At 32.1% G+C, this 26,076-nt stretch carries 19 protein-coding genes; 11 read left to right on the top strand and 8 right to left on the bottom strand.

Going from position 1 to position 26,076, the window contains the following annotated elements; all coding sequences use genetic code 11:
• Positions 1-8 precede the first annotated feature (8 nt).
• Together JE46_RS12805 and JE46_RS12800 are read left to right on the top strand one after the other, a co-directional pair.
• Positions 9-386, top strand: coding sequence for an iron chaperone (locus tag JE46_RS12805; protein ID WP_031455686.1), 378 nt, complete (start codon positions 9-11; stop codon positions 384-386).
• Positions 387-392: 6 nt separating this feature from the next.
• Positions 393-1,073: a 2'-5' RNA ligase family protein gene (locus tag JE46_RS12800; RefSeq protein WP_031455685.1), complete on the top strand. Its 681-nt coding sequence runs from the start codon at positions 393-395 to the stop codon at positions 1,071-1,073.
• 56 nt (positions 1,074-1,129) lie between these two features.
• On the opposite strand, the gene JE46_RS12795 is transcribed toward JE46_RS12800, so the two are convergent.
• Positions 1,130-2,539 carry a hypothetical protein gene (locus JE46_RS12795; protein WP_031455684.1) on the bottom strand — a complete coding sequence of 470 codons (1,410 nt, stop codon included), beginning with the start codon at positions 2,537-2,539 and terminating at the stop codon, positions 1,130-1,132.
• 337 nt (positions 2,540-2,876) lie between these two features.
• Complete coding sequence (locus JE46_RS12790) at positions 2,877-5,024, bottom strand: cation:proton antiporter (RefSeq protein WP_031455683.1); 2,148 nt, start codon at positions 5,022-5,024, stop codon at positions 2,877-2,879.
• Positions 5,025-5,344: 320 nt separating this feature from the next.
• Here JE46_RS12790 and JE46_RS12785 point away from each other — a divergent pair, with 320 nt between their 5' ends.
• The 9 genes from JE46_RS12785 (at position 5,345) to ypfJ (ending at position 17,377) form a co-directional block, all read left to right on the top strand.
• Positions 5,345-6,772 (top strand): L-serine ammonia-lyase, encoded by a 1,428-nt coding sequence (locus tag JE46_RS12785; protein WP_031455682.1) that lies wholly within the window; start codon positions 5,345-5,347, stop codon positions 6,770-6,772.
• Between the two features lie 10 nt (positions 6,773-6,782).
• On the top strand, positions 6,783-7,979 hold the full coding sequence (locus tag JE46_RS12780; RefSeq protein ID WP_031455681.1) for an SH3 domain-containing protein: 1,197 nt from the start codon (positions 6,783-6,785) through the stop codon (positions 7,977-7,979).
• A 49-nt stretch (positions 7,980-8,028) separates the two neighbouring features.
• On the top strand, positions 8,029-8,847 hold the full coding sequence (gene panB / locus JE46_RS12775; protein WP_031455680.1) for a 3-methyl-2-oxobutanoate hydroxymethyltransferase: 819 nt from the start codon (positions 8,029-8,031) through the stop codon (positions 8,845-8,847).
• A 152-nt stretch (positions 8,848-8,999) separates the two neighbouring features.
• Entirely contained in the window at positions 9,000-9,308 is a 309-nt protein-coding gene (locus JE46_RS12770; protein WP_236010806.1) for a four helix bundle protein, read from the top strand.
• Between the two features lie 56 nt (positions 9,309-9,364).
• Complete coding sequence (locus tag JE46_RS12765; RefSeq protein ID WP_031455679.1) at positions 9,365-10,054, top strand: RluA family pseudouridine synthase; 690 nt, start codon at positions 9,365-9,367, stop codon at positions 10,052-10,054.
• Positions 10,055-10,129: 75 nt separating this feature from the next.
• Positions 10,130-11,458: an aldehyde dehydrogenase gene (locus tag JE46_RS12760; protein WP_031455678.1), complete on the top strand. Its 1,329-nt coding sequence runs from the start codon at positions 10,130-10,132 to the stop codon at positions 11,456-11,458.
• A 115-nt stretch (positions 11,459-11,573) separates the two neighbouring features.
• The gene (locus tag JE46_RS12755; RefSeq protein ID WP_031455677.1) at positions 11,574-12,365 is read left to right on the top strand and encodes a hypothetical protein; all 792 of its coding nucleotides are present in this window, start codon (positions 11,574-11,576) and stop codon (positions 12,363-12,365) included.
• Between the two features lie 33 nt (positions 12,366-12,398).
• Positions 12,399-16,448 carry a PAS domain S-box protein gene (locus JE46_RS12750; RefSeq protein ID WP_031455676.1) on the top strand — a complete coding sequence of 1,350 codons (4,050 nt, stop codon included), beginning with the start codon at positions 12,399-12,401 and terminating at the stop codon, positions 16,446-16,448.
• 83 nt (positions 16,449-16,531) lie between these two features.
• Entirely contained in the window at positions 16,532-17,377 is an 846-nt protein-coding gene (gene ypfJ / locus JE46_RS12745) for a KPN_02809 family neutral zinc metallopeptidase (RefSeq protein ID WP_031455675.1), read from the top strand.
• A 132-nt stretch (positions 17,378-17,509) separates the two neighbouring features.
• On the opposite strand, the gene JE46_RS12740 is transcribed toward ypfJ, so the two are convergent.
• The 6 genes from JE46_RS12740 to JE46_RS12720 form a co-directional block, all read right to left on the bottom strand.
• On the bottom strand, positions 17,510-19,348 hold the full coding sequence (locus JE46_RS12740) for a type VI secretion system baseplate subunit TssF (RefSeq protein WP_031455674.1): 1,839 nt from the start codon (positions 19,346-19,348) through the stop codon (positions 17,510-17,512).
• Positions 19,349-19,539: 191 nt separating this feature from the next.
• A complete protein-coding gene (locus tag JE46_RS24040; RefSeq protein ID WP_157505919.1) occupies positions 19,540-19,716 on the bottom strand; it encodes a hypothetical protein in 177 nt (58 codons plus the stop codon).
• Positions 19,717-20,139: 423 nt separating this feature from the next.
• Positions 20,140-21,069, bottom strand: coding sequence for a DUF7738 domain-containing protein (locus JE46_RS12735; protein ID WP_031455673.1), 930 nt, complete (start codon positions 21,067-21,069; stop codon positions 20,140-20,142).
• On the bottom strand, positions 21,070-21,984 hold the full coding sequence (locus JE46_RS12730) for a DUF7738 domain-containing protein (RefSeq protein WP_031455672.1): 915 nt from the start codon (positions 21,982-21,984) through the stop codon (positions 21,070-21,072).
• Positions 21,985-22,027: 43 nt separating this feature from the next.
• The gene (locus tag JE46_RS12725) at positions 22,028-25,099 is read right to left on the bottom strand and encodes an HET-C-related protein (protein ID WP_031455671.1); all 3,072 of its coding nucleotides are present in this window, start codon (positions 25,097-25,099) and stop codon (positions 22,028-22,030) included.
• A gap of 2 nt (positions 25,100-25,101) precedes the next feature.
• The coding region (locus JE46_RS12720; RefSeq protein ID WP_031455670.1) for a phage baseplate assembly protein V at positions 25,102-26,076 on the bottom strand (975 nt) is incomplete at its 5' end.

Here is a 26,076-nt window from a genome sequence, read left to right as displayed (position 1 = left end):
TAATTATCATGGCAGCAATTCCTATTTCAAAACCGGTTAATATTGATGAATACATTGGAAGTTTTCCAAATGATGTACAGGAAGTTTTAGAAAAAGTAAGAATGGTAATTCATAAAGCTGCCCCTGATGCAAAAGAAAAAATCAGTTATTCAATGCCTGCTTTTGAACAAAACGGAATCGTTGTTTACTTTGCAGCTTTTAAAAATCATATTGGGCTCTATGCACTGCCAAGCGGTCATGAACAATTTAAAGAAGCACTCTCTAAATACAAATCAGGCAAAGGTTCCGTACAATTCCCATTAAATCATCCCATGCCATTCGATTTAATAACCAAAATTGTAAAATTCAGAGTACAGGAAAATCTTGAAAAAGTAAAACATAAATAATCAAATATGAATTTATCTGAACATTATAATGAGCTTTTCAAAACATCATCTGAACTCATTTTATCTGAAAATTATACAATCGACCCAAAGATTAATAATGATTCTGATAAAAGATTTGGAGTTACTTTACTTGTCCGTCCCAGTAAAGAAATAAAGGCCAATGTACAGGAATTTCTGAAAGAATTAAAAAATATAGAGCCGGATCAGTATTATTACCCAAGCTCTGATATTCATGTAACTACTATGTCTATTATTTCTTGCGCCGAAGGATTTAAACTGGATAAATTTTCTACATCAAAGTATGTTGAAATCATTGAAAAAAGTCTGGTAGATGTCAATAAAATTCAAATTGATTACCGGGGCGTAACCTTATCTCCAGATGCGATAATGATCCAGGGTTTTCCGACTGATGATTCATTAAATATTTTACGTGACAAGCTTCGTGATAATTTCAAAAATTCTTCCTTAAAACAAAGTATCGACAGCCGTTATAGTATTACGACAGCCCATTCGACAGTGATGCGTTTTCAGAAAAAATTAAAAAATCCAAAAAAACTAATTGAAGTCGTTGAGAAGTTCAGGAACCACAATTTTGGAAAATTTACGGTTGAAAAAATTGAATTGGTTTATAATGACTGGTACCAGCGCGAAAGAAACACTATTAATCTATGTGATCTTTATCTGTGATTTTTTGCTGTTACTTAATAATATTTGAATTTTAAAGGCTTAAATAATTTATTAAATTATCCTTTCCCATATTTTCTAAAAGCAACGATTGTTTGATAGACACCATAACTAATAAAAATTCGTGATAACCAAATAACTAACTTTACTGTCCAATAATTATTTTCACAAGAGTATTTTTCGAGTTCTAACTTTGGAAAACTTGTAATAAATATTACATAATCTTGATATTGGTAAAGCAAATCGAAAGATATACCAATTGTTATAAGATATACAATAAAGAAGAATAAACCTACTATTAAAGTAAACAATATCCCTCTTAACCAACTTCTTCCGTTATCATTAGATAACCAATTGAGTAATAATAAAATTGAATCAAATCCTATTTTCTTGCTAATAAGCAATGTCTTATACTCCAATGATTGGTATTTAATTGAACTTTCTACATCCCCTTTGTTTCTTGCAATATGTTTAAGTTGGTTGTAAATACTTCTTAAATTTGCTGCATTTTTCTTCTTTTCCTTGAGACCAAAACCTAATCTAGAATCTTTACTATAAGACCTTATTGAATTAGGATATACATTGAAATTTATACCATTTAAAGTAGAATTAGCAATTATAATTTCTTTAAAAATATTAATATCAAAATTAATAAAATTTATATTTCCTGTTATAGAATCTGAAAGTATAAAATGTTTTCCTGATTTTATATTTGAAAAGGTTACATTACCATTATTTTGAAATTCTTGTAAACATAAAAACGAGAGATTCAAATCTTTAAAAATAATATTGCCCAAATTTATGTCTCTCAGTGATAAATCTGCATTAGCTTTTTCAATGATTATGTTTCCTTGATTAGTGCCATCAATATTTATATCTACTTCTTGTTTAGGTGAATTATGAACATCCCATTCTTTTAAATCGTTATTAAAATGGAATAACTGTTTAAAACTATTATGAGAGATATTTAATTTTTTGATATATACAATTTGTAATTGCATATCCATATCAAAAATACAAGAATGCATTGTCAGAGTTTCAATTTTAATATCTTTAGCCATCTCTTTAATAAGCTTATATTCATTTATAAGAACTAAACTTTGAAATATACTTCTACTAAAACTTACATATACAAATTGGCCTTCTTCAAAATCTATTCGTTTTTTAAATGTTGATGATTCAAAACAAAGGTTTTTAATTTTAATGTCTTTACCAAAATTTATTGATTTTTCAAAAACTCCTTCAAAAAGTACATTTTCATATTCACTCCCGTAAAAAGTTAAATTAGATTGACATGAAAAAGACTTAATTTTGAGATCAAAAATTTTATTCTCTATTAAGAATTCTATCTTTGGCTCTCTATTTAAACGATCTATATTAACGTCTTGTAAACTAAGTTTATGAATTTCTGACGAAACAAATTGAAGATTTTGATATTCCCCACTAATTTTCAATTCTTCAGCAATCACGTTTCTTACTACAAAATACGAAGAAGTTTTATTTGAAACTAAATCAATATCTTTTGAGAATTTACAATTAGTAAATCCTCCTAAATGGATAGAAAAACTTGATAGTCGAAATATTCCTTCAAAGATGCAATCAGTAAAAGAAAGCTCACGGGCTTCAACATTTTACAAGAAAAATGTATTTTTAAAAGTACAATTATAAAAAAGTATATCTCCCTTTGTACTAATATCTTTCTCAAATATGAAATCTGTAAATATTTTATCCTCAAATTTCTTGTCTAAGTCATTATTATTGAGAAAAATTGATTCAACCATTTTGTCTAATATTTATATCAAAATTCTATCCCTTCTTCAAAATATTTCCTAAACCTCTACCAATTTGTTCAATCGCTTCAAGACCTTTTGTTAACGGTGTAGCACTAAAATCTTCGTAGGCATCCATAGAAGTTACTTTATTGTCGTCTTGAGGATAAACTAGAATTAAATTATTATCATTAAAAGATTTTTCGAATTTCTGAGGTAATTTATCAAAAATAGACTGGTAGGAGACAGAGCCTTTTCTTGATAAGTTAAAAACAATCAAATCGGTTGGTTTAATTTCATCAGAAATTGCTTCAAAATCATCCCATTCTAAAATGCCTTTGAAACCTAATTTTGCATTCAATTTTAAGCTATTCGCAATTTGCTGAATAGCCTGATGGGTTTTATATTCGGCATAAATTACAATTGGAATACTTAATTCCTGTGATAATCTGGATATTTTCTGCAATAAGAGATGAAAGCCAACGCCTCTTTCTGAAAAAGGCGGGCAAATAAAAACCAATCTTTTCTCTTCAATAAATGTCTTTTGAAACCTGCAGATGAACAAGGTTTTATCGACATTATTGATAATTGAATCTACATTTTCTCCAAAAATTTTATCCAAAAAACCGGTTTTTCTTGGCCAGCCTATGATTACGATATCTGACATGATTTCTTTGGAAGTTCGGGCAATTCCGCTAGCCGGATTATGGTCAATCCTGGCAATTGTATTAATTTTTATTTCAGAAGCTGATCCCTGAATAACAAACTTATCAACTGCTTTTTTATATTTTAAAATATTGATTTCGGCTTGGTCGTTGTTAGGCACAATCGTTAATAATGTTACGGGATTCGCCGATTTTTTATCTTTTATTAAAAGTGCGAAATCCAATAACGGTTCTGTCGCTGATGTTTTCGCTAACGGAATCAAAATGTGTTCATCTAAAATCTGGTCTTTATTCGCATCCTCATGAGAAACCTCTTCCTCACAGATTGCAATCTTTTTTGCCGCTTTTTCGGTAGCAAAAGAAGCTACAATACAAGTTACCAATATTAAGATAATAGTTCCGTTCAATATATTTTCATCGAGAATTTTTGCTTTAAATCCAACTAAAATTACGGCCAGGGTTGCAGCTGCATGTGCACTGCTCAATCCGAAAATTAACTGTCTTTCAGTTTTGGTATATTTAAAAACAATCTGGGTAAAAAATGCAGCAATCCATTTTCCAAAAATAGCCACAACACTCAACGTTCCGGCAACAATTAAGGCTGTTGGGCCGCTTAAAATAACACTGATATCAACCAGCATTCCCACAGAAATTAGGAAAAACGGAATAAATAACGAATTACCAATAAATTCAATCCTGTTCATTAACGCTGATGAGTGCGGAATTAAAGGATTTAAAGCCAAACCTGCCACGAAAGCCCCAATAATTGGCTCTACTCCTGCTACCTCAGCTAAAAACGCCGCAAAAAAAACGACTGAAAGTACAAAAATATAATGGGCGTGTTTTTCACTTTCTAGTTTTTTAAAGAACCATTTTGCAATTCTTGGAATCAGCAAGAACATTATAGCTGAGAAAATAGCAAGCGAAACCCCTAATTTTATCCAGAAAGCCTGATTTAAATTTCCCTGACTGCTACCCATAATAACGGCCAGAATAATTAATACGGCTGTATCAGTGAGAATCGTTCCCCCTACGGTTATAGCAACAGCCTGATTTTTGGCAATTCCCAATTTACTCACAATAGGGTAAGCAACCAAAGTATGTGTTGCAAACATACTTGCTGTTAAAAAACTGGCATTAAAATCATATTTCAAAAGATAAAAACAAACCGGAAATCCTATTGTTAGTGGAAAAATAAAAGTGAAAAAGCCAAATAGCAAACTTTTATTTCTATTCGCTTTGAACTCATTCATATCCAGCTCTAAACCTGCAATAAACATGATATAAAGTAATCCGATAGTAGAGAACAAATCGACTGCAGAATTTTTAGCCAAAATATTAAGTCCATGCGGGCCAATGATAACCCCTGAAATAATCAAACCAATAATTCCGGGAATATTAATTTTTTTTAATAAAATAGGAGATAATAAAATGATGAAAAGTATCAACGAAAAAATCAATACGGGATTGTTAAGCGGTAATTCAAATTCGTTTATAAAATGCCTGAAGAATTCTATCATAATGTAATTTTAGCTACTGTGAGTTGATCTGTTTCTCAAAAGAATATTTTAAGAATTTAAGGCTAAACACCCAAAAGTCGCAGTTTATTTTGATTATTAAAAAACTAAAAAGATCAGTTTCTTGAACAAATATTTCTTCTACAAAAATACCTAAAAAAAGGCCGAACTTTCTATTAAAGGCCTATATTAAGCATTTAATTTTATTTCATTGACAAATCATTAATATTTAATATATTTTTTAACAAAACTGCAACATTAACAAACAAAAACGAAACTTCTTTGCATTATTCAACTATCTTTGTTTTAATAAAATTTGAACAATGGAAGAATGTATCTCTGTTTTTGATATGCTTAAAATTGGGGTTGGCCCATCTAGTTCACATACATTAGGACCATGGCGGGCAGCTGAACGTTTTTTAGAAGAGCTACGAAGCCAGTCTGTATTAAAAGAAATTACAAGAGTTAAGGTTGACTTGTACGGATCACTTTCATTAACCGGAAAGGGACACGCAACTGATTTAGCTGTTATGCTGGGATTAAGCGGTCAGGATCCTGAGTATATCCCAATCGAAAATATAGCCGGAATTATCAAAACTATAGAAACCAAAAATGAGATTATTCTCGGCAATCAATTCACAATTCCGTTCTACTTTCTTCAGGACATTATTTTCAACAAAGACTTTCTTCCTTTTCATGCTAACGGATTAAAGTTTACTGCTTATAAAACCGATAATACTGAATATGAATCTACTTTTTATTCTATCGGTGGAGGTTTTGTGGTTAAAGAGGAACGTACGAATGCCAAAATAAAAGAAGTCATAAAATGTGCTTTTCCTTTTCCGGTTCAAAATGCTGTTGAGCTTTTAAATTATACTATTTCAGAGAACAAATTGATTTCGGAAATTGTTTATGAAAACGAAAAATCCATGCGTCCTGAAACCGAAATTCATTCGGAATTAATGCGTATATGGAATACTATGCTTGAATGCATGTACATTGGATGCCATACAGGAGGGGTTCTTCCCGGAGGACTGAATGTACGCAGAAGGGCCTTTGATATGCATCAAAATTTAATTGGCTTATCAAATTATAATGATCCGCAATCCTGGCTGGAAGAAATTAGAAAAACGGAAGTAAAATTTCGTCAAATCTTAAAATGGGTTAGTTGTTTTGCACTTGCTGTTAATGAAGTTAACGCATCCTTAGGTCGTGTGGTTACAGCACCTACAAACGGAAGCGCCGGTGTAATTCCAGCTGTATTAATGTACTATCTGGTAATTGAAAATCATAATGCCGGTGAAAAAGAAATCAAACAATTTTTGATGGTTGCCGGAGAAATTGGAAGTATTTTTAAAAAAGGATCTACAATTTCTGCTGCAATGGGAGGCTGTCAGGCTGAAATTGGTGTTTCGTCATCGATGGCTGCTGCAGCGCTTTGCGAATTAATGGGCGGAACGCCTGCACAGGTTTTGATGGCTGCAGAAATTGCCATGGAGCATCATTTAGGTTTAACCTGTGACCCAATAGGCGGACTAGTTCAGATTCCGTGCATCGAAAGAAATACAATGGGCGCCATAAAAGCCATAAACGCAGCCGAACTGGCTTTAGAAACAGACTCTAAAAATGCCAAAGTACCATTAGACAAAGTAATCAATACGATGTGGCAAACGGCAAAAGATATGAATTCAAAATACAAAGAAACTTCTGAAGGCGGATTGGCGATTGCCGTAAATATGGCTGATTGCTAAAAATTATTATATGAAAAAATATTACTTTATAGCGGTACTGTTTTGCTCTGCTTTATTATATTCTCAAGATCGTTATTTTATCAATTCAGACACAAGGTTGTATACATCAGCCGATACTTCTTCTGAATTTTTGGGTTATTTTAAATATAGTGCGCAAGTTCGTTTATTATCTGATAATCAAAATGGCTGGTATAAAGTACTAGCTGATAATTTTAATGAAGGATATGTTCGTAGCGAATTCATATCTAAATCATTAAATGCCAGAGATGTTAAAACTGTAGATAATGAAAATCCTATTATTTATGGTGGCGATCATTATCATGGTAGCAATCACCTTTTTGTTTTAGTCGCAGGCTTAAAAGTCAGAGCGTTACCTGATAAAAATTCAAAAATCAGGGAAGTTTTATTTACCGGCGACGCAGTTACTATTGGTTATTTTCCAAAAAATGAAGAGGAATGGGTAAACATATCCGGTAGTATTAATGAAGAATATGCCAAGTTTACACTAAGAAAATTTGTCGGCAAACGACCTGATTTGAATGTTTTAATTAAAAACTTTGAAAAATTAGACGTCAATAATATTACCGAACGTAAAACGGTAAGCGAACGTATTGTTGAGTTGGCCTGGAATAGTGATTACTCAAAATTACCCTCAGCTTATGAAAAATATTATGAAGTTGTAAAACAATTAAACGATCCAAAACTTCTTGCTGATACGGAATTAAATATAGCTTTAGCAAAAGGTCTGGCAAAACACAAATCACCTGAACAAATCATTGCCTTCTCTAAAAAAGCTGAATTTGTTTTAAAAGGAACAAAGACAAAATCTCTGTATTTATCCCAAAAAGACTTGGTGAGTACATTTGGAAAACCTAATAAAAAAGCATCCATTAGTGATGATTGTGGCATTTATTTAAGCGACTTATTTTACTATTATCCGGATTTGGAAGTTTCTGTTGATGAAAAGAATAATAAAGCTGAAATAGTGAAAGTTTTTATCAATGAAAACAATAAACTGATAATCAGCCCAAATCATATATTGGACCGCTCAGTATCCGAAAAAGCTTTTATTGAAAAATATGGAACTTATATTGATGCTTCCATAAAGTCCCCACACCATTATTCAATCATTACTGAATACAGCCAATTTGGAATTGAATTCAGGAATGGAAAGCTATTTGCGATAGAAATATTCTTCTATTGCTGATTCCCAATTTATATTTATTCAATACTTTTACATTCAAAAAAAAATAAAAATGTCAGTAGCTAAAAAAGATTACAAAAGAATCACTACAAAATCGTTGATTGAAATGAAAAGTCACGGAGAAAAAATCTCTATGCTGACTGCTTACGATTACACGATGGCAAAAATTGTGGATACCGCAGGAGTTGACGTAATCCTTGTTGGCGACTCAGCATCAAATGTTATGGCAGGTCATGAAACTACTTTACCAATTACGCTGGACCAAATGATCTATCATGCATCATCCGTAGTTCGTGCTGTTGACAGAGCATTGGTTGTAGTAGATTTGCCTTTTGGAAGTTATCAATCTGATCCGAAAGAGGCCTTGCGTTCGTCTATCAGAATCATGAAAGAAAGCGGTGGACATGCCGTGAAACTTGAAGGCGGAAAAGAAATTAAAGAGTCAATCAGAAAAATATTAAATGCAGGAATTCCTGTAATGGGGCATTTAGGTTTAACACCTCAGTCTATTTACAAATTTGGAACTTACAGTGTTCGTGCCAAAGAAGATGAAGAAGCTGAAAAATTGATTGAAGACGCCAAAATGCTTGAAAAAGTGGGCTGTTTTGCAGTAGTTCTTGAAAAAATACCTGCTGATTTAGCCGAAAAAGTAGCCAAAAGTATTTCAATCCCGGTTATCGGAATTGGAGCCGGTGGCGGTGTAGACGGACAGGTTCTGGTTATTCATGATATGTTAGGAATGAACAATGAATTCAGTCCGCGTTTCCTTCGCCGCTATCTGAATTTGTACGAAGAAATGACAAAGGCAATCGGTCAGTATGCCACTGATGTGAAATCGAAGGATTTTCCTAATGAGAGAGAACAATACTAAATTAGATTTTAGACTTCTTAGACATTAGACTTCTTAGATTGAATGCTAAATTTTAAAATTAATCTAAAAAGTCTTAACCCATCTAAAATTCTAATAATCTAAAAAAGAATATGCATCAATTTAAAGAACTTTTAATTTGAAAAAAAAGTAGATTGTTTTGTTCTAAAATTTATAATGTAACTGCTTCTTTCCCGAATGAAGAAAAGTTTAGAATTACAAATCAATTACGAAGATCTGCTGTTTCTATTCCCTCAAACATTGCTGAAGGCTCTTCAAGAAATTCTAATAAAGATTTTGCACGATTCTTAGAAATTGCAATTGGTTCTGCTTACGAAGTAGAAACTCAACTTTTAATTTCATCTGATTTAGGATTTATTAATGAAGAAAACACAATGGAATTAATAAATCTACTGGAAGAAATAACTAAAATGACTTCAAGATTCAGAGCAACTTTGCTATAATCACCAAAAATCAAATCTAAAAAGTCTAAGCCAGTCTAAAATCTAATTAAGTCTAAATGAAAATTGTTTCCAACAAAAATAATCTCCAAATCCTCCACGAAGACAACCATATCATTGTGGTCAATAAACGTGTGGGAGATATTGTTCAGGGAGATAAAACAGGTGATAAACCCTTATCTGATATTGTAAAAGAATACATCAAGGACAAATATAACAAACCCGGTGATGTTTTTCTGGGCGTTATTCATCGTCTGGATCGCCCAACAACAGGGATTGTAGTATTTGCTAGAACTAGCAAAGCCTTGTCAAGAATGAATGAATTGTTCAGCAATCGTGAAACTAAAAAAACGTATTGGGCGGTTGTAAAGCAAAAACCTCAGGAAGCTGCTGCCAAACTGGTTCATTACTTAAAAAGAAACGAAAAGAACAATACTTCAAAAGCACACTTAAAAGAAGTTCCGGACAGCAAACTCGCCAGTCTGGATTATACCATCATCAAAGAGCTTCAAAATTATACCGCTTTAGAGATTAATCTTCATACGGGTCGTCATCACCAAATCCGTGCTCAGTTATCAGCCATTGGCTCTCCCATAAAAGGGGATTTAAAATATGGGGCTGACAGAAGTAATCCTGACGGAGGTATTCACCTGCATGCACGAAAATTAGTTTTCATCCATCCGGTTTCGAAAGAAAATATCACCATAACGGCTCCAACACCGGATGAAACGATTTGGAATGCTGTATGATTTTTATGATTTAATTGTCAGATTTTCAATTTATATCTGTTAACTTGCATAGCCAAAATTTAAGTTTTCACTAAAATGGACTATAAAAACGATATAAAGTACCGAAAAGAAACACTTAAAAAATTACTTTTTAATATTCAAAAAAGTGAGGATTTAATTGTAAATGCCTTATTTGATGATTTTAAAAAACCTGAATTTGAAGCTGTTTTAACAGAAACTAATTATGTTATTTCAGAATTAAAAAGCACGATCAAAAACATTGATAAATGGGCCAAACCAGTACGAGTTTTCCCTTCTCTGCTTAATTTTCCTTCGACCGATTTTATTTATAAGGAACCATACGGAAATGTTTTGGTCATTGCTCCCTGGAATTATCCGTTCCAACTGGCTTTATGTCCCTTAATTGCTGCTGTAGCTGCAGGAAATAAAGTTGTTTTAAAACCATCAGAACTTACCCCGAATACTTCTGCCCTCATTGCCAGAATCATCGAAAAATCGTTTCATATCAACCATGTAGAGGTTGTTCAGGGAGGCATTGAGACCTCTGAGGAGTTACTAGCAAAAAGATGGGATTATATTTTCTTTACCGGAAGTGTTTCAGTTGGCAAAATTGTAGCCAAAGCTGCTGCTGAACACCTCACTCCTGTAACTTTAGAATTAGGAGGTAAAAATCCTTGTATTATTGATCAAACTGCCAATTTAAAACTTGCCGCAAAACGTATTGTCTGGGGAAAATTCATCAATGCCGGACAAACCTGTATTGCGCCCGATTACATTCTGGTTCAAAAAAACATGAAGATCAAATTTATTACTTTCCTGATTGAAGAAATCATTATGGCTTATGGCAAAAAAATAAAAAACTCTCCTGATTATGCCAGAATCATAAATAGTAAAAACTGGGTGCGTTTAACGGGTATGATTGCTGAGGAAAAATTGATTTTTGGCGGAGAATCTGATGCCAGCGATTTTTACATTTCCCCTACTCTTATTGATGAACCTGAATTAGGGAGTCTGGTAATGAAAGAAGAGATTTTTGGTCCTCTTTTACCTATTTTAGTTTATGAATCTGAAAACGACATTGATGCTGTAATCAGTAAATATGAAAAGCCTCTTGCATTTTATGTTTTCAGCGAAAATCATTCTTTTATAAAAAAAATGATTTTGCGTTATTCCTTTGGAGGTGGTTCGATCAACGATACTGTTGTTCATTTTTCGAACAAAAGATTGCCTTTTGGAGGTGTTGGGCATAGCGGGATGGGCGCTTATCATGGAAAACTGAGTTTTGATATTTTCTCCCATCATAAAGCAATTGTAAAAAAAGCCAACTGGCTGGATCTTCCTATGCGCTATGCTCCATATAAGGATAAATTAAAAGCCATTAAGCGTTTATTAGACTGGATGTAAAAAACAAAATGGTCCCTACTATTTCGCAGATTATCAAATGAAATTGATTAAAAATACTATATTTACGTTTGAATAGTTAACTTAAATCTTAAAGTATAAAACAATTCTGCTAAATATGAAATCCACACTCAATCAAATCGAACACATAAAAAACAACGGCTACTCTTTAGATTTTTCAGATGTTTTTAATCATGCTTTTGAAAATTATAAAAAAATTGCCGTTTATGCAGGGCTTATTTTATTAGTTATTTCTATACTTTGCTTTTTTCTTGGTGGAGGAATATTAATTTCCTTATATGGAGCTGAACATTTCAACCAACAATTTTTTGAAAGTTTGCAGCACAAACAGCCAGATGGAACAACTTTACTTATTTATACATTTGCAATCACTTTTGTAACTGCTATTATAAGTCCTTTTATGGCAGGTTTTTTAAAAATGGCTGAAAATGCCGACAAAGACGAAGCTTTTAATTTCTCAACTGTTTTTACGTATTACAAAGCTCCTTATTTTGGACGTCTTTTTATTTCGACCTTATTGATTGGTTTAACCAGCGGACTAATTTCTGTAGCTTTCAATTTTATTGGGATTACATTTGTTGACAGTATTTTTGCCATAGTAATTTCATTATTTACATCCCTGACAGTTCCGCTTATTATTTTTGGAAATTTAAATGTAACAGATGCAATAAAATCAAGTACTGTGATTGTTAGCAAGCAACCACTTATTATAGCTCTATTATTTATTGTAGCCGGAATAGGTTCTGCAATTGGTTTTATTGGATGCTGCATTGGTGTTGTATTTACAATTCCTGTTACTTATTCTGTAAAATATGCGATATACAGTGCTATTATCGAAATAGAAAGACCAGATTCAATCGATTCAATTGGCCAGTCAGATCCCGAATAAAATAAGATCATTTAAAACCAATACTCAAATTCTATGGTATCCAGCTATAGTTTTTTACATTTTTCGGTTACGGGGCTTACCTTTATTGGCAGTGCCCTGAAATCATTTTGGGTAAACTGTATTGTTTTAAAATCCAATCTTATTTTCTACAATAGTCCTAAATTAATCATGCTAGAGTTATGCCTGATTGCTTTTATAGGATTACTGGTTTATCAATTTTTTAAGATCAAAACTAAAATTGGTTCTTTCATCGAAAAAAACAAAGAAAAAGAAGTTTCACATAAAGAATATCAACTGTATCTTTTGTTTTTTAGTATTACTATTATTGTAATCGAAATCATTAATGAAATTTTTAAAATAAGACCGCAGAGTCTTTTGTATGTCAATTTATCAATTGGGTTTTCGATATTATTATTTTATTTTTTATCGATTAAGATCGAATATTTAAGAAGTAAAATTTCAATCGTTTTTATTTCCGTATTTTTATTATTCACAGCCTATATTGCCCGAAACATTATCATTCATCCTAATGATATTGTACCAATTATTGCCTTTTTGATCACCTTTTATTTCTCTTACAGCGTTTTGAGACCAATAAAAATTTATTGGTACTTCATTGCCGGAGCATTCATTTTTCATATCATTAACCTGGCTTTTGATTTCATTCCTATAAAATCCTCTGTTTTACTCATCACTTACTGTCTGGTGATTTTTGTTATTAATCAGGTTAAATATGCTATCTTTTTAAATACTCGTGATAATTTCAGATTTACAAATGAAATAGTTCACAAAGGAAGCTCACTTACCCTTGCCTGTAACAAAAAAGGTGAGCTGATTTTCTGTAGTGAATCTATCACTGAAATATTAGGATATTCAACCGAAGAAGTTATGGGAATGGGGTTTTGGAACCTTACCGAAGATCCTGATTTTATTGGTGATCTTTTTTTTGATGACTATCAGGATAATATTTTGTACACCCGAAAATTAAAATGCAAAAACGGCGAATACAAATACATTCAATGGAAAGACAAACGTTTTTCTGAAGATTTAGTTATTGGAATCGGACAAGATATTACAGAGCAGGTTAAAATAAAGGACCAGTATAAAAACCTGATTCAAACAGCGGCAGATATTATTTTTGAAATTGACACCGAAGGCAATTTTACCTTTATAAATGAATTTGCTTTTTCTGTTTTAGAATATGCCGAAAAAGAAGTCATTTCAAAACATTATGCTAACTTCATTCACCCTGACTACCGAAAAAAGGTTGCCGATTTTTATAAAAACCTTGAAGAAAAAGAATTTAACCATGATACTATTGAATTTCCTATTCTAAACAAAAAAGGAGATGCTATATGGATTTCACAAAAGGTAATTATACGCAAAAACGATTTAGGACAAACTATTGGCTTTGCAGGTATAGCAAGGGATATTACCGAATTGAAGAATAATGAAAATGAAAAAAGAGTCAGACTTGAAAAAATTGAGTCATACAACAATTCTACCAAAAAATTATCTACCACCGACTTTAGTCATTATAACAGTCTAAACAGCGTAATTGATTTTATCATAGAGGAAGCTGCTGTTTCAAAAGCAAACAGAATTAGTTTTTGGAAGTATTTTAATGATACCATTGTTTGCAAAAATATTTACAGTAAAGATAAAAACGATTTTTATTATAAAAACATTCTTGATAAAGCATCTTATCCCATTTACTTCGAAACCTTAAAAAATAAGGCAATCATAAATGCAAGCGATGTTTTTAATAAATTAGAAACTTCTGAGTTTCAAAAAGGCTATTTCATCAAAAACAAAATACTGTCCATGTTGGATGTCCCTATTTTTTTTAGTGGAAAATTGGCCGGGGTAGTGTGTTTTGAGAGCACTGAAGAAAAAAGAGAATGGGATAATGAGGATATTAATTATGCCCGTACCATTTCAGATGTTATATCGCTCGCAATCTCATCGCAAATGCGTTTAAAAGCAGAACGGAAACTTGAGTTCAAAAGTCAATTACTGTCTGCATTAGCACTTTGTACAGAGAAATTTTTATTAAGTAAGACTACTGAGGAAATGTTTCAGGAAACCTATAACATTATAGGAAAAGTTGCCAATGCAGACCATATGTACTATTACGAAAAAGATTTCGAAACCAATACTATCAGCCAAAAATACAAATGGTCCAGACAGGAAGATCCGGATGAAAACATCATTCTTCAAAAATTTACAGAAACTGATCTGCAAGAGATAATTGAAAAAGCACAAAACAAGAAAATCCTAAATACACTGACCAAACAACTTGAAAACACTTTTTTTAAAAACTTACTTCTCACAAATAATATAAAATCGATATTAATCCTGCCTTTGTATGTTCATGATGTTTTTAGCGGATTCATTGGGTTTGATGACTGCCATAATGAGCACAGATGGTCTGAAGAAGAAATTTACATTTTCCAAACCCTTGCCAATAATATTTCATCTGCTTTAGAAAGAAATCGTAATCAGACTAAAATTATCGAAAGCGAAGAAAAGTTTAAATTAATAGCTAATAATATTCCCGGTACAGTTTATCTGTCAAAGTTTGATGCATTTTCCACGAAAATATTTGTGAATGACCAAATTTCCAATCTTACAGGCTATTCAAAAGCTGAATTTCTTGAAAATAAACTTTCGTTTTTATCCCTCATACATCCTGATGACAAAGACGAAGTTATTGACAATCAATTTCAAAATTTAAAAAATGGAAAAGCACTGCACAACACTTATCGAATTAAGCGAAAAACAGGAGAATATATATGGATTGAAGAATTTGGAGATGTTATTAAAAAAGGAGACGAAATTGAATTTGTTGGTGGAATTTATTTTGACATTACCAATAAAAAGCAAACAGAAGATGCCATAAAAGCAAAACAACTTGCCGAGGCTGCTAATAAATCAAAATCGGATTTTCTTGCCAATATGTCACATGAAATCAGAACCCCCCTTAACGGCATTATTGGTTTTACGCACCTGCTTATGAAAACTGAACTTGAAGAAATTCAGGAGAGGTATATGACCACAATTAATCAGTCGGCACATTCTTTATTAGAAATTATAAATGATATTCTTGATTTTTCTAAAATTGAAGCAGGAAAATTAGACTTATTTATTGACCAATATGACATTAATAAAATATTAGGGCAGGTATTTGACCTGATCCTATACGAATCCAACTTAAAAAACCTTAAACTTGAATTAAAGATAACTCCTGAGGTACCTCAATACATTTGGACAGATATTGTAAGGCTCAAACAAATTTTAATTAATTTATTATCTAATGCCGTAAAATTCACACATCAAGGTTCTATTACACTTAATGTTTCTGTTTTAGAAAAAAAAGAGAATGACATCTGCATCATTAGGTTTTCTGTAGTGGATACCGGAATTGGAATTTTAAAAGAAAACCAGAAGAAAATTTTCAAAGCATTTTCGCAAGAAGACAGTTCTACAACCCGAAAATTTGGAGGAACCGGTTTAGGGCTAACCATTTCCAACCAGTTGCTGGCACTTATGGAAAGCCGTCTTCAGCTTAAAAGTAAAATAGATGTGGGAAGTAATTTTTATTTTGATTTGACCCTTAAAACCAGTAATAAAAATACCATCGAAAAGTACACCGCTGATTATGGAATTTTGAATGCCCAATCTGTCTTTTTACCAAACAACACTTTAAAAAACAACTTTACTTTTTTGATTGTCGAAGACAATAAGGTAAATATGCTGCTCTTAAAAACGATTATCAAAAACTTATATTCCAATGCCTCAATCCATGAATGTGAAAATGGCTATGAAGCTGTAAAAGAATTTGAAAAGATTAATCCCGACCTGATTTTTATGGACATACAAATGCCTATCATGAATGGTTACGAAACTACATTAGCAATACGAAACTCTGCAAAAGGGAAACAAATCCCTATTATTGCTGTAACTGCCGGTACAGAAAAAGAAGAACGAAATAAATGTATCGCATCAGGAATGAACGATTATATTCCAAAACCAATCATGAAAGGTGCTGTTGAGGAGACCTTAACAAAATGGTTAAAATAATTCGAAGTTTTTATTAGCCATTTATTTAAAAAAAATATAAATTCGTGTTAACCAAATCCCAATTAACTTAAATACATTATTTTATGAAATGGCTAGGCAGAAGACAAAGTGACAATGTTGAAGACCGACGTTCAATATCGGGCGGCAAAGCAGTTGTTGGGGGCGGTATTATCGGTATTATTATTTTATTAGTTAATGTTTTTGGAGGAGAAAATGCTAAACTTATTACTCCAGTACTTGAGCAGCTACAAGGAGGGCAACCCCAAACAGAAACAGCCGCACCTCTTAGTGCTGAAGATGAAGAAATGGGGAATTTTGTTCGCGTTATACTTGCTGATAATGAGGATATCTGGGGGAAAATATTTACTGAAAACGGCATGACCTATAAAGCACCAAAACTGGTTTTATTTAGAGGCTCTGTACAAACAGCTTGTGGAGGTGCTTCCTCTGCTTCCGGACCTTTTTATTGTCCAGGCGACCAGAAAGTATATATGGATCTTGCTTTTTTTGAAGAGTTAAAAACTAAATTTGGGGCTAAAGGTGGAGATTTTGCGATCGCTTATGTAATAGCCCATGAAATTGGTCACCATATCCAGACCCTTCTGGGGACCTCTGAGCAAATGCGTCGTGACCAGGAAGGCAAGAGTGAAGCGGAAGCCAATAAACTTTCTGTTGCATTAGAACTACAAGCAGATTTTTACGCGGGGGTGTGGACACATTATAATAAAGAAAACCTAGATACCGGCGATATCGAAGAGGCCTTAAGTGCTGCGAACGCTGTTGGCGATGATGCCATTCAGAGCAAAATGCAGGGGCATGTAGTACAGGATTCTTTTACCCATGGTACATCTGAACAAAGAATGTACTGGTTTAAAAAAGGATTTACTACCGGTGACATTAAAAAAGGTAATACTTTTGATGAAATATAACCTATTTAAAACCAACCAATAATTAACCGGAAAGCATGATTTTTTAAATCATGCTTTTTTTTATAGGAACAAAATCCATTTTACAAATTGCAAAATGGATTTTCAACAGTTTATTTTTTTAATACTTACAAATTAGTTTTCTATAAATAATCTATATGGGAATACGTTTGAAGATTTATTTATTAAGTTTTTCATATAGCTTTCACACAAATAATCCCATTCTGTTATAGATAAGGATTCTTTTTCTATCTGATTCGTTTTTATATGAATATCTACAGTACGACTAAAACCGGCTTTACTTGAAATCTCTTTTCGGGTTCCTTTTTCAATTTTAACGTCATTAATATAACTTTTAAAATGATTAAAACTAAATGCTTTTATATCTGCAAAAGTCACTATTCTTCCCCTTGTCAATAAAGCATTTCGGTATTCTAAAATTCTGTCTTTATTGTTTTGTTTGTTTGTTCCTCCCACTGTATTGGTAAGTAATATTGTTTCCTTGCTCATAAAAAACAAATCATCTTTGGCTTCCAAAACTGTCCCGGCTTTAATATCATTACCATCCTCTGCACAAGTTGACCAATAACTGATTGTAAATGTTTTCCCTGAAGATTCATTCACTTTAGGTTTAATCATTAAATAAGGATCATTGTTTTTAGAAAAATTACTTTCTTTGGCTTGCTGTTCAACAGAGGCCAACAATTGATTAATTTCTATCAAAGAACTATTCATAAAATCTTTACCCAAACCTGCAAAAGAAGAGCTTTCATCTTTTAATAAATCCAATACATTCTGAAGCAGTTCTGAAGCTGATCTTGAATCAAATCTTGAAACTCCTCCTGCACGTAATACCGCATTTCCTTCTTCGATTACACCATCGCTAAAATCCTTAATTTCATAATGATTTGCATATGTATCCACAACAGCATCTACATCCAGATAAATATCATTACCTGTGTCTAATGCTACGTATGACAAAAACCCTCCAAGAGTTTTGTTTATAACATGTCGTTTTTTATTAATAACCGGAAAACAATTTGCCGTAAAAGAGACATTATCTAATATTTGAGGAATTAAAGATTCCGGAAAAACCATTTTTATCCAAATAATAGGATTTCCGTTATGCTTTGTTATATTCTCAAAAAACTTATATTCAGGATTATATTCGTTTATTTTTTTATGTTTTAATACTCCTTTTAGTGTATAAAAATTATCAAAATAAAACTCATTCACTTCCTGCATCAATTCACTCAGGTGCGTATAGTTGCGGTTTATGATATTTTCAATATCAAGACTATTTACCGGAACATTATACCCCTCTTTTACTTTAATTTCTATATCATCATGATAGCATTTCATTTGCTTTAGATAATAATGAAACATTTCTTTTTGGTGGATATTTTTAATATCAATGTATAGCATCAAATCCTCCAACTCAAATACATTAGCATCTTTTAATTCGATACCTAAAAATACTTCTCCGGAGGGCAGTGAATTTTTGTAATCTCTAACCGCATCTTTATAAAACAGATTAGAAACCTCATACAGATTTCTTTCGTACGCTACATATCTAACCTCACAAGAAGATAATTTTACTTCCAGGGTTGGCGAAAGAACAATTTCTTTAGTAATAGGTGCCAAAGGATTATAAATATTGTGCAGCCTTCTGCTCACCGTCATTTGGTTCTGCAGAGAAATTTTCATATTATTATCTATTGGCAAAGCATACATGATTGCTCTGGCCGGTTTAGCACCCGCAGCAACTTCAGGAAACATAATTTCCAGAACTCTTTCAACTACCCGTGTTTTAGAGTCTTCAAGTTCGTGTGCCACTTTTTCTAATTCATACGATAATGCATTTAGCATCATGGACACAACAGGATCAAATGAAGTTTCCATCTCTACATCTGAAAAGCCCCACGATCTGGCCGCTCTTTTTAAAACTCTGTCTTTTATTCGTTCTTGTCTCATTATTGTTCGTTGAAATCTAATATTTTTTTATATACAATTCTGTAATTTAATATCCACTATAACAAAATCTTATTTAAAAATATACACCTACTTGGAAGTATATATTTTAATCATTAACCTTACAATAAGCTCTCTAATTTTATTAAATGCTTTCTTTATTAAAATAAATATCTATATCCTTTTTAATTCCTCTAATTATCATACAGTACTACTTCATATACTCCTACTGGAGTATATGTTAGAAATCTATCATCTTTTATTTTTGTTAAATCATGAAAAGTAACAATACTATAAGAAACCACTTTAAATTTTCCTTTATTATTATTATTTATATCATATTTAATATAATAATAGCCAGCTTCAGCCATATTAAGGAATGGATTGAATAAAATGATTTCCGCCACCGCTTGAAGTCCAAAATTTATGTATCATTGCATAATCATATCCTTCAAAATAGCATTTTTCATACTCCGCATCCTGCATTTTTTTAAAACTCCCAATATTTAGATTTCATTTTTTGAGCATTTTCATCAAAAAAAGCCACAAGACAAGATAGTGTGTCATTTAAAACAAACTTGCTGTTTGTAGTTTGTATAAAATAACTACGATTTCACAGTTCTAATGCTTTATAGTGCTTTGTTTTATTATCTATTTTCTATTTATTGCAAAAAATATTTATATTTTCATTCTTTTCTGTACATGAAGAAAATATAATTAAAAAGAACAAGACAACTACAATTCTGTTTTTTTAAGGGCTATATTAAATAAATTGCTTTTATACATTTAAATTATTAATCATTTGTTTTGTGCCACCATATTACAATACTTTTAATACAATCAAATTTACCAACTTTGTCCGGACTCAATCCTTCAAATTCTTCTTCATTTGAAAATCGTTCCAGAGTGACATACATATCATAATCATCCTTAATCCATCTTGATGAAGTTGAGGAGTCACCGGGCGGGTCGAAATCTGGACCTTCAATCCCTAAACCTTTTACACCTTTATCCCAACCCTTGTAACCTATTTCTTTTAAATTGATTGTATTACCGTTATAAGTAAATTTTCCTTTGTATTCTTCCTTTGGTGCTTCTTCGAAATGTTCTTTGTCTTGTTTTCTTTTCTCCTTGACTTCTTTTGTTAAGGGAAAACCATTTTGCTCTTCAAAATTCTTAACCAAACCTAAATCCAATTCCCAATATTTCGTTACATGTAGTGTTTGTATGTGAATGTTCCCAACAATATTAGTTTCCGGATATGCTGATAAACTGATTCCTAATTTATCCCAAATAAAAAGTTTGTCGATGCGTAGATTCATTTTTTCTTCTTCTACACTGTCATATTGCCCATATATGTTAATGATTTCTTCCAGAGTCTTAACTTTTTTATAACTTTCAGTATCTTCAGTTATTTCTCCTGTTACTTTATCTCTAATCATTTTTATTATAGTAAAATAATCATTGTCTGAATGTTTATTGACATTTATTAATTTGGTTTTCCAGAAATAGTTTTTCACAACACTTACATCAGATGAATCAATATCTATTCTATCATACATTCCCATTGCATCTGTAAACTTTTCTATGGACATACCTAGTGCTATCTCTTTACTATCATAATATAATTTACCGTCTTGTATAACAAAACCAGATTGTTTTTTTATTTGACAGCCGGATAATTGTGAAAAAATTATTAACCAAAATATATTTATTACTCTCATTTATTGATCATTCGTTTTGTGCCACCATATTACAATACTTTTAATACAATCAAATTTACCAACTTTATCCGGACTCAATCCTTCAAATTCTTCTTCATTTGAAAATCGTTCCAGAGTGACATACATATCATAATCGTCCTTAATCCATCTTGATGAAGTCGACGAATCTCCCGGAGGGTCAAAATCTGAACCTCCAAGACCTAAACCTTTTACACCTTTATCCCATCCTCTGTAACCTATTTGTTTTAAATTGATTGTATTACCGTTATAAGTAAAATTTCCTTTGTATTCTTCCTTTGGTGCTTCTTCGAAATGTTCTTTATCTTGTTTTCTTTTCTCCTTAACTTCTTTTGTTAAGGGAAAACCATTCTGTTCTTCAAAATTCTTAACCAAACCTAAATCCAATTCCCAATATTTCGTTACATGTAGTGTTTGTATGTGAATGTTCCCAACAATATTAGTTTCCGGATATGCTGATAAACTGATTCCTAATTTATCCCAAATAAAAAGTTTGTCGATGCGTAGATTCATTTTTTCTTCTTCTACACTGTCATATTTACCTAAAATTTCTACTAGTTCTTCTATCGAATTATATTCCTTTTCTTTTTCATCATCTATATATGGATTAACATAAACAATTTTATTTTCTTCATTCTCATAAGCTTCTCCTCTTAATTTTATCCAATGCCACGTTCTGTTAGTAAAACCTCCTGACGAATCAATATCTATACGATCATACATTCCCATCGCATCAGTAAACTTTTCTATTGGCATACCTAAAGCTATTTCTTTACTATTATAGTATAGTTTACTATCCTGTATAACAAAACCTGTTTCCATTTTTTTTTCTTGTTTAGATTGACAACTCACTAATTGTACAAATGTGATTAATGCGATGGTTTTTAAAATTTTCATTATCTATAATTATTTAGATTTTAGTCTCTGCCAAGTTAGTCTATTATTTGTGATCGTGACCTGCTTCTTTCATAACCTCTTCATAACTTTGTTTTCCGGTTTTTGTTTTAATTTTCTCCAATCCCTTTTCTTCCCATAATTTATTTAAACGTTCCCAGCCTGCATTCCATTTTGCTGGAATTTTATTGATTGCCGCTTTAAATTCCTCTTTTTGCTTATCTGTCGTATTAAAATCACTAATTACAGAAATTTGATTGTATAGATTAGCAATTTCTTGATAACCATGCCTTATACCATATAATACAATACTTGATTCGTGTGCCAACTTAACTTTATTGGGGTTGTTTTTACACCAGTTAATAACTTTCTCATCCATCCAGTCGGTATGCATAGGATGCTGAAATAAAATTTTATCAGCGAAATCTTTAATTTTAGTAATTCCTCCTTTTTGAAGAAACAATTCTCCTACTTTAAAAACGGCTTCTTCTGCTAATTCTACTGCCAGATGATGGAGTGGCTGAATTCCGTTGTCTTTCGCTAATTGAGTATGAGTCGGACCATATGGGTTTACCTTCCAGTTCCCCGATTCTAATAAATTCAATTCGTTATCTAAATAAGTTTGATAATCATCTATTAAATTTGCAGCACTTAAAAATAAAAAATGATAAAAGACATTTTTTACCACATTAATATAACCCGTAACGTATTCTAATATTCCAAAACCATTCATTACGTTTTTGTAAGATGTACCAAACCATCTTTCCGTCACCATAAAATCCCTAATACTCAAATAGGTTAAAAATGCTTCAGAATAAATATTATCATCAGTTCCTTTATATGACGCTTGCTTTTCTTTGGTATCCGATGCCTGAGCATTTGATATATCTTTTAAGAATTCATAAATTAGAGCATCATTAAAAGTTCTCTCCCCCTCTTTAAGTTCATCTTGCTTTTCAACATGAATCGAAAATTGTTTATTAATGATTTTGGGGGCTATACTTGCAATCGTATCCAATAACCCAAAACTACCTGTCTGAACAATAGGGCATTCTGCATGAGCGTAATATAATCCTTTGTTTTCTAAATAGTTGACATGTCCTAAATTCGCATAATATTGTGCCGGATGTACCTTTTTTGGATCTTTATCCGACATAAAACTTTTTACAGAATTAGTCCATAAATCACTATTATTTATCGTTTTAAATTTTATTTTATTTCTGTCTATAACTGAATTTATCGCATGTGCATTATTAGAAATATCGGCTTTATGATTTTTTAATTCTCCTTTTTTACAGGTAACAGGCATATTATCCCACGGAAAAACCTCAGGATCATACACTTTCATAATCGCAATTTCACAAAAATTACTGTGAGCAAAGTAATCTTCAAGGATATGCAAGGCTGCCCCAAAGTTCATTCTCCCCTTAGTAGTATTAGGATCTGAATTATTAATATAATTTATAAAACAATCATAAGCACTTTCAAATGGTTCTTTACCATTCCCTCTTATATAGTTTTTAGTACCAGTCGCTTTATTATTATTCCATTGTTCATCTATTGGATCTTTTACAAAATCAGGATCCAGTTGATTGTTCAAATCTTTAGGAGGACAGGCTTTTGGGGGTACTTTCTTTCTATTTTCCTCACAGATTAATTTGCGATGTAAAGCTGCGGGATTGTCAATATGTTCCTGTGGCCTGTAAACCCCTAATAAGTCTGTTGTAACTTTTGCATATTTAGAGCGGAAGTCCTGAATATATTTAATATAATTTTGAGGCCTTTTATCCTTATCTTCCTTAGTTTTTTGTTCTTTTAAATCTCCAAATTCTTTTAAGCCAATTAATTCTACTAAAGATGTTATGGCTTCACGGCTCAATTTAACCGGAGATAACTTAGTAGGTTTCCATACAATTTCAGCTTCAAAATTTTTAAGTCTAAATCCAACAGGAAGATTAAAGGTTCTCTCATCAGCTTTAGTGACATAATTTTTATCCATTAAATCACTTAGTTCATCAAGTAACTTTTTATTCTCGTCTTTATTAACGTGTTTGTCTTCATATTCTTGACTTAACTTATCTAAAGAGTTTGCCATCGGCCTCACAACCATGGGATCGACAAACTGAGAAAAATCCCGTAACCAGTTGCCAAAATATATTTGAGATCTTTCTATATTTTCTCCTTTAGTATTATTTTTATATCTGGCAATTCTTCCAAGACCTTCATTTTCTATTGACTGATGCCCCAAACCATGTAAATCATCTCCAAGACCGGCACCAAAAAACTCATAATCAGCGAAATAATTATCGTCTTTTTCAATTCTATTATCTACAAACTCATTTAATTTTTCATTTAAATCAGCAAAATCCCAAGTTAATTTTTTCTCTTCTCCCTTAATAGTCGCTGTCGCATAATGCTGTTCTTTAATTTTAAACGGATCTATATAATATTTTTTATATTTTCTGTTCATTCTTCCACTAAAGAGGGCTCCTTCGTCATTTTTTGCATCTCCTTTTTTAGTTGAATATTTATTACGCAATAAGTAATCAAGATGATGCCCAAATTCTTCCACCAAAGCAATCATTAACAGTTTTTGGTATTTATTGTCTTTGATCGCATTTAAAATAAATCCTTCAGAAATGATAATGTGATTTTTTATTTTTTCATTTTCTCCGGAATAATAAGCTGCGCCATAACCAGGTAAGCTTAATGCAACTGTTATCTTTGGATTTAAACTTTCTTTCTTTTCTGAGGCATCCTCATAAAGTTTTTCATAAGCTTTTAAAGGAATATCTGCTCCGAATATATCTGCCATCCAGAAACAGAACATAGCTTTACTATCCTTTTTTGCAAAAGCAAATAATTGTTCAAGGGCAAATTTACTTTCTAATATAAACTCACTTTCTTCTACTTTTAATTCCGGGGGAGAATAATCACTGTATATAACACCATTTTCCTCTCCTTTTAAATCAATGCTTGCATTACTATTTAAAACCAGATTGTCCTTATGAGCTTCATAATTTACTTTATCAGCAATTTCGACCAATTCTTTAGCTCTAACAGTATAGCTGGTTTTAGCATGTATTGTAATATTTTTAGCTTGTTTAGTAATACCCATAATTAAAACATTTTAGATTTTTCGGTACTGTTTTTTTCTATGGTTTTACCACTTTGGAGTGTCATGTTTTCTTTTTCACTAAAAATAGTTACTTTTTCGGCAAGGGTATTAAAATCAGCGGTTTGTCGATGTGTTTTATCTGATGATATTTCATTTCTTACATCAGAGTTTTCCATAATTTCTCCGGCAGCGGTTTGCATAATATCGTTTCCTGCAACTACTGTTATATCATTATTTGCCGAATTATCCATATTTTCTCCTGCACTAACAGAAACATTTTTACCTGCAGTAATACTAACATTTTCTCCGGCTTTTACTGTAAAATTCTTTGGCGCATTAACATCAATATTTCCCTGACCATCCATTTTCCAGGTATTGCCACTCGGGTCTTCGATTAAAATACTTCCATCTCCGTCATTCAAAATAAATTTGATTCCTGAACGCGTGTGAATCGCCTTAACATTATTCTGACCGTCTGCATAACCGCTGGTAGCACTTCCATTATACTGCGTTCCTAAAACATACGGATTCTGTGAATTGCTTCCTTCAAAGCCTACTAAAACCTCTTCACCGATTTCGGGAATAAAGTAAAATCCTTTTCCTGAACCTGAATGTGGCTGTATCATTCGTAGCCATTCACTTGAATTGTTTCCGCCTGCCCAGTTGAACTGTACTTTTACACGTCCTAATCCTTCCGGATCGTTGTTGTCTTTTACTTTGGCTGGCTGTGTTTCTGCTTTAGCAAATACATTGACGTCTGTATAATGTGGTGCTGCAACATCTGCCGGAATGGCTTTGAAATTACAGGCATAGTTTCCATGAACTTGCGAAAGGTGTGTCACTTCTGTTACAATCAGTTCGTGCTCTACAGTCTGGTTTACGATGCTGAAAACCTGTCCAAGTCCTAACGGAAAATAAGAGGTTCCGCTGTAATACACACTATTGGCGTCACTTCCTGCTGTTTGCAGTTTGACCAT

This window comes from Flavobacterium chungangense LMG 26729 (assembly GCF_000735715.2).
Lineage (GTDB): Bacteria > Bacteroidota > Bacteroidia > Flavobacteriales > Flavobacteriaceae > Flavobacterium > Flavobacterium chungangense.
This window is presented reverse-complemented; position numbering and strand designations above follow the sequence as displayed.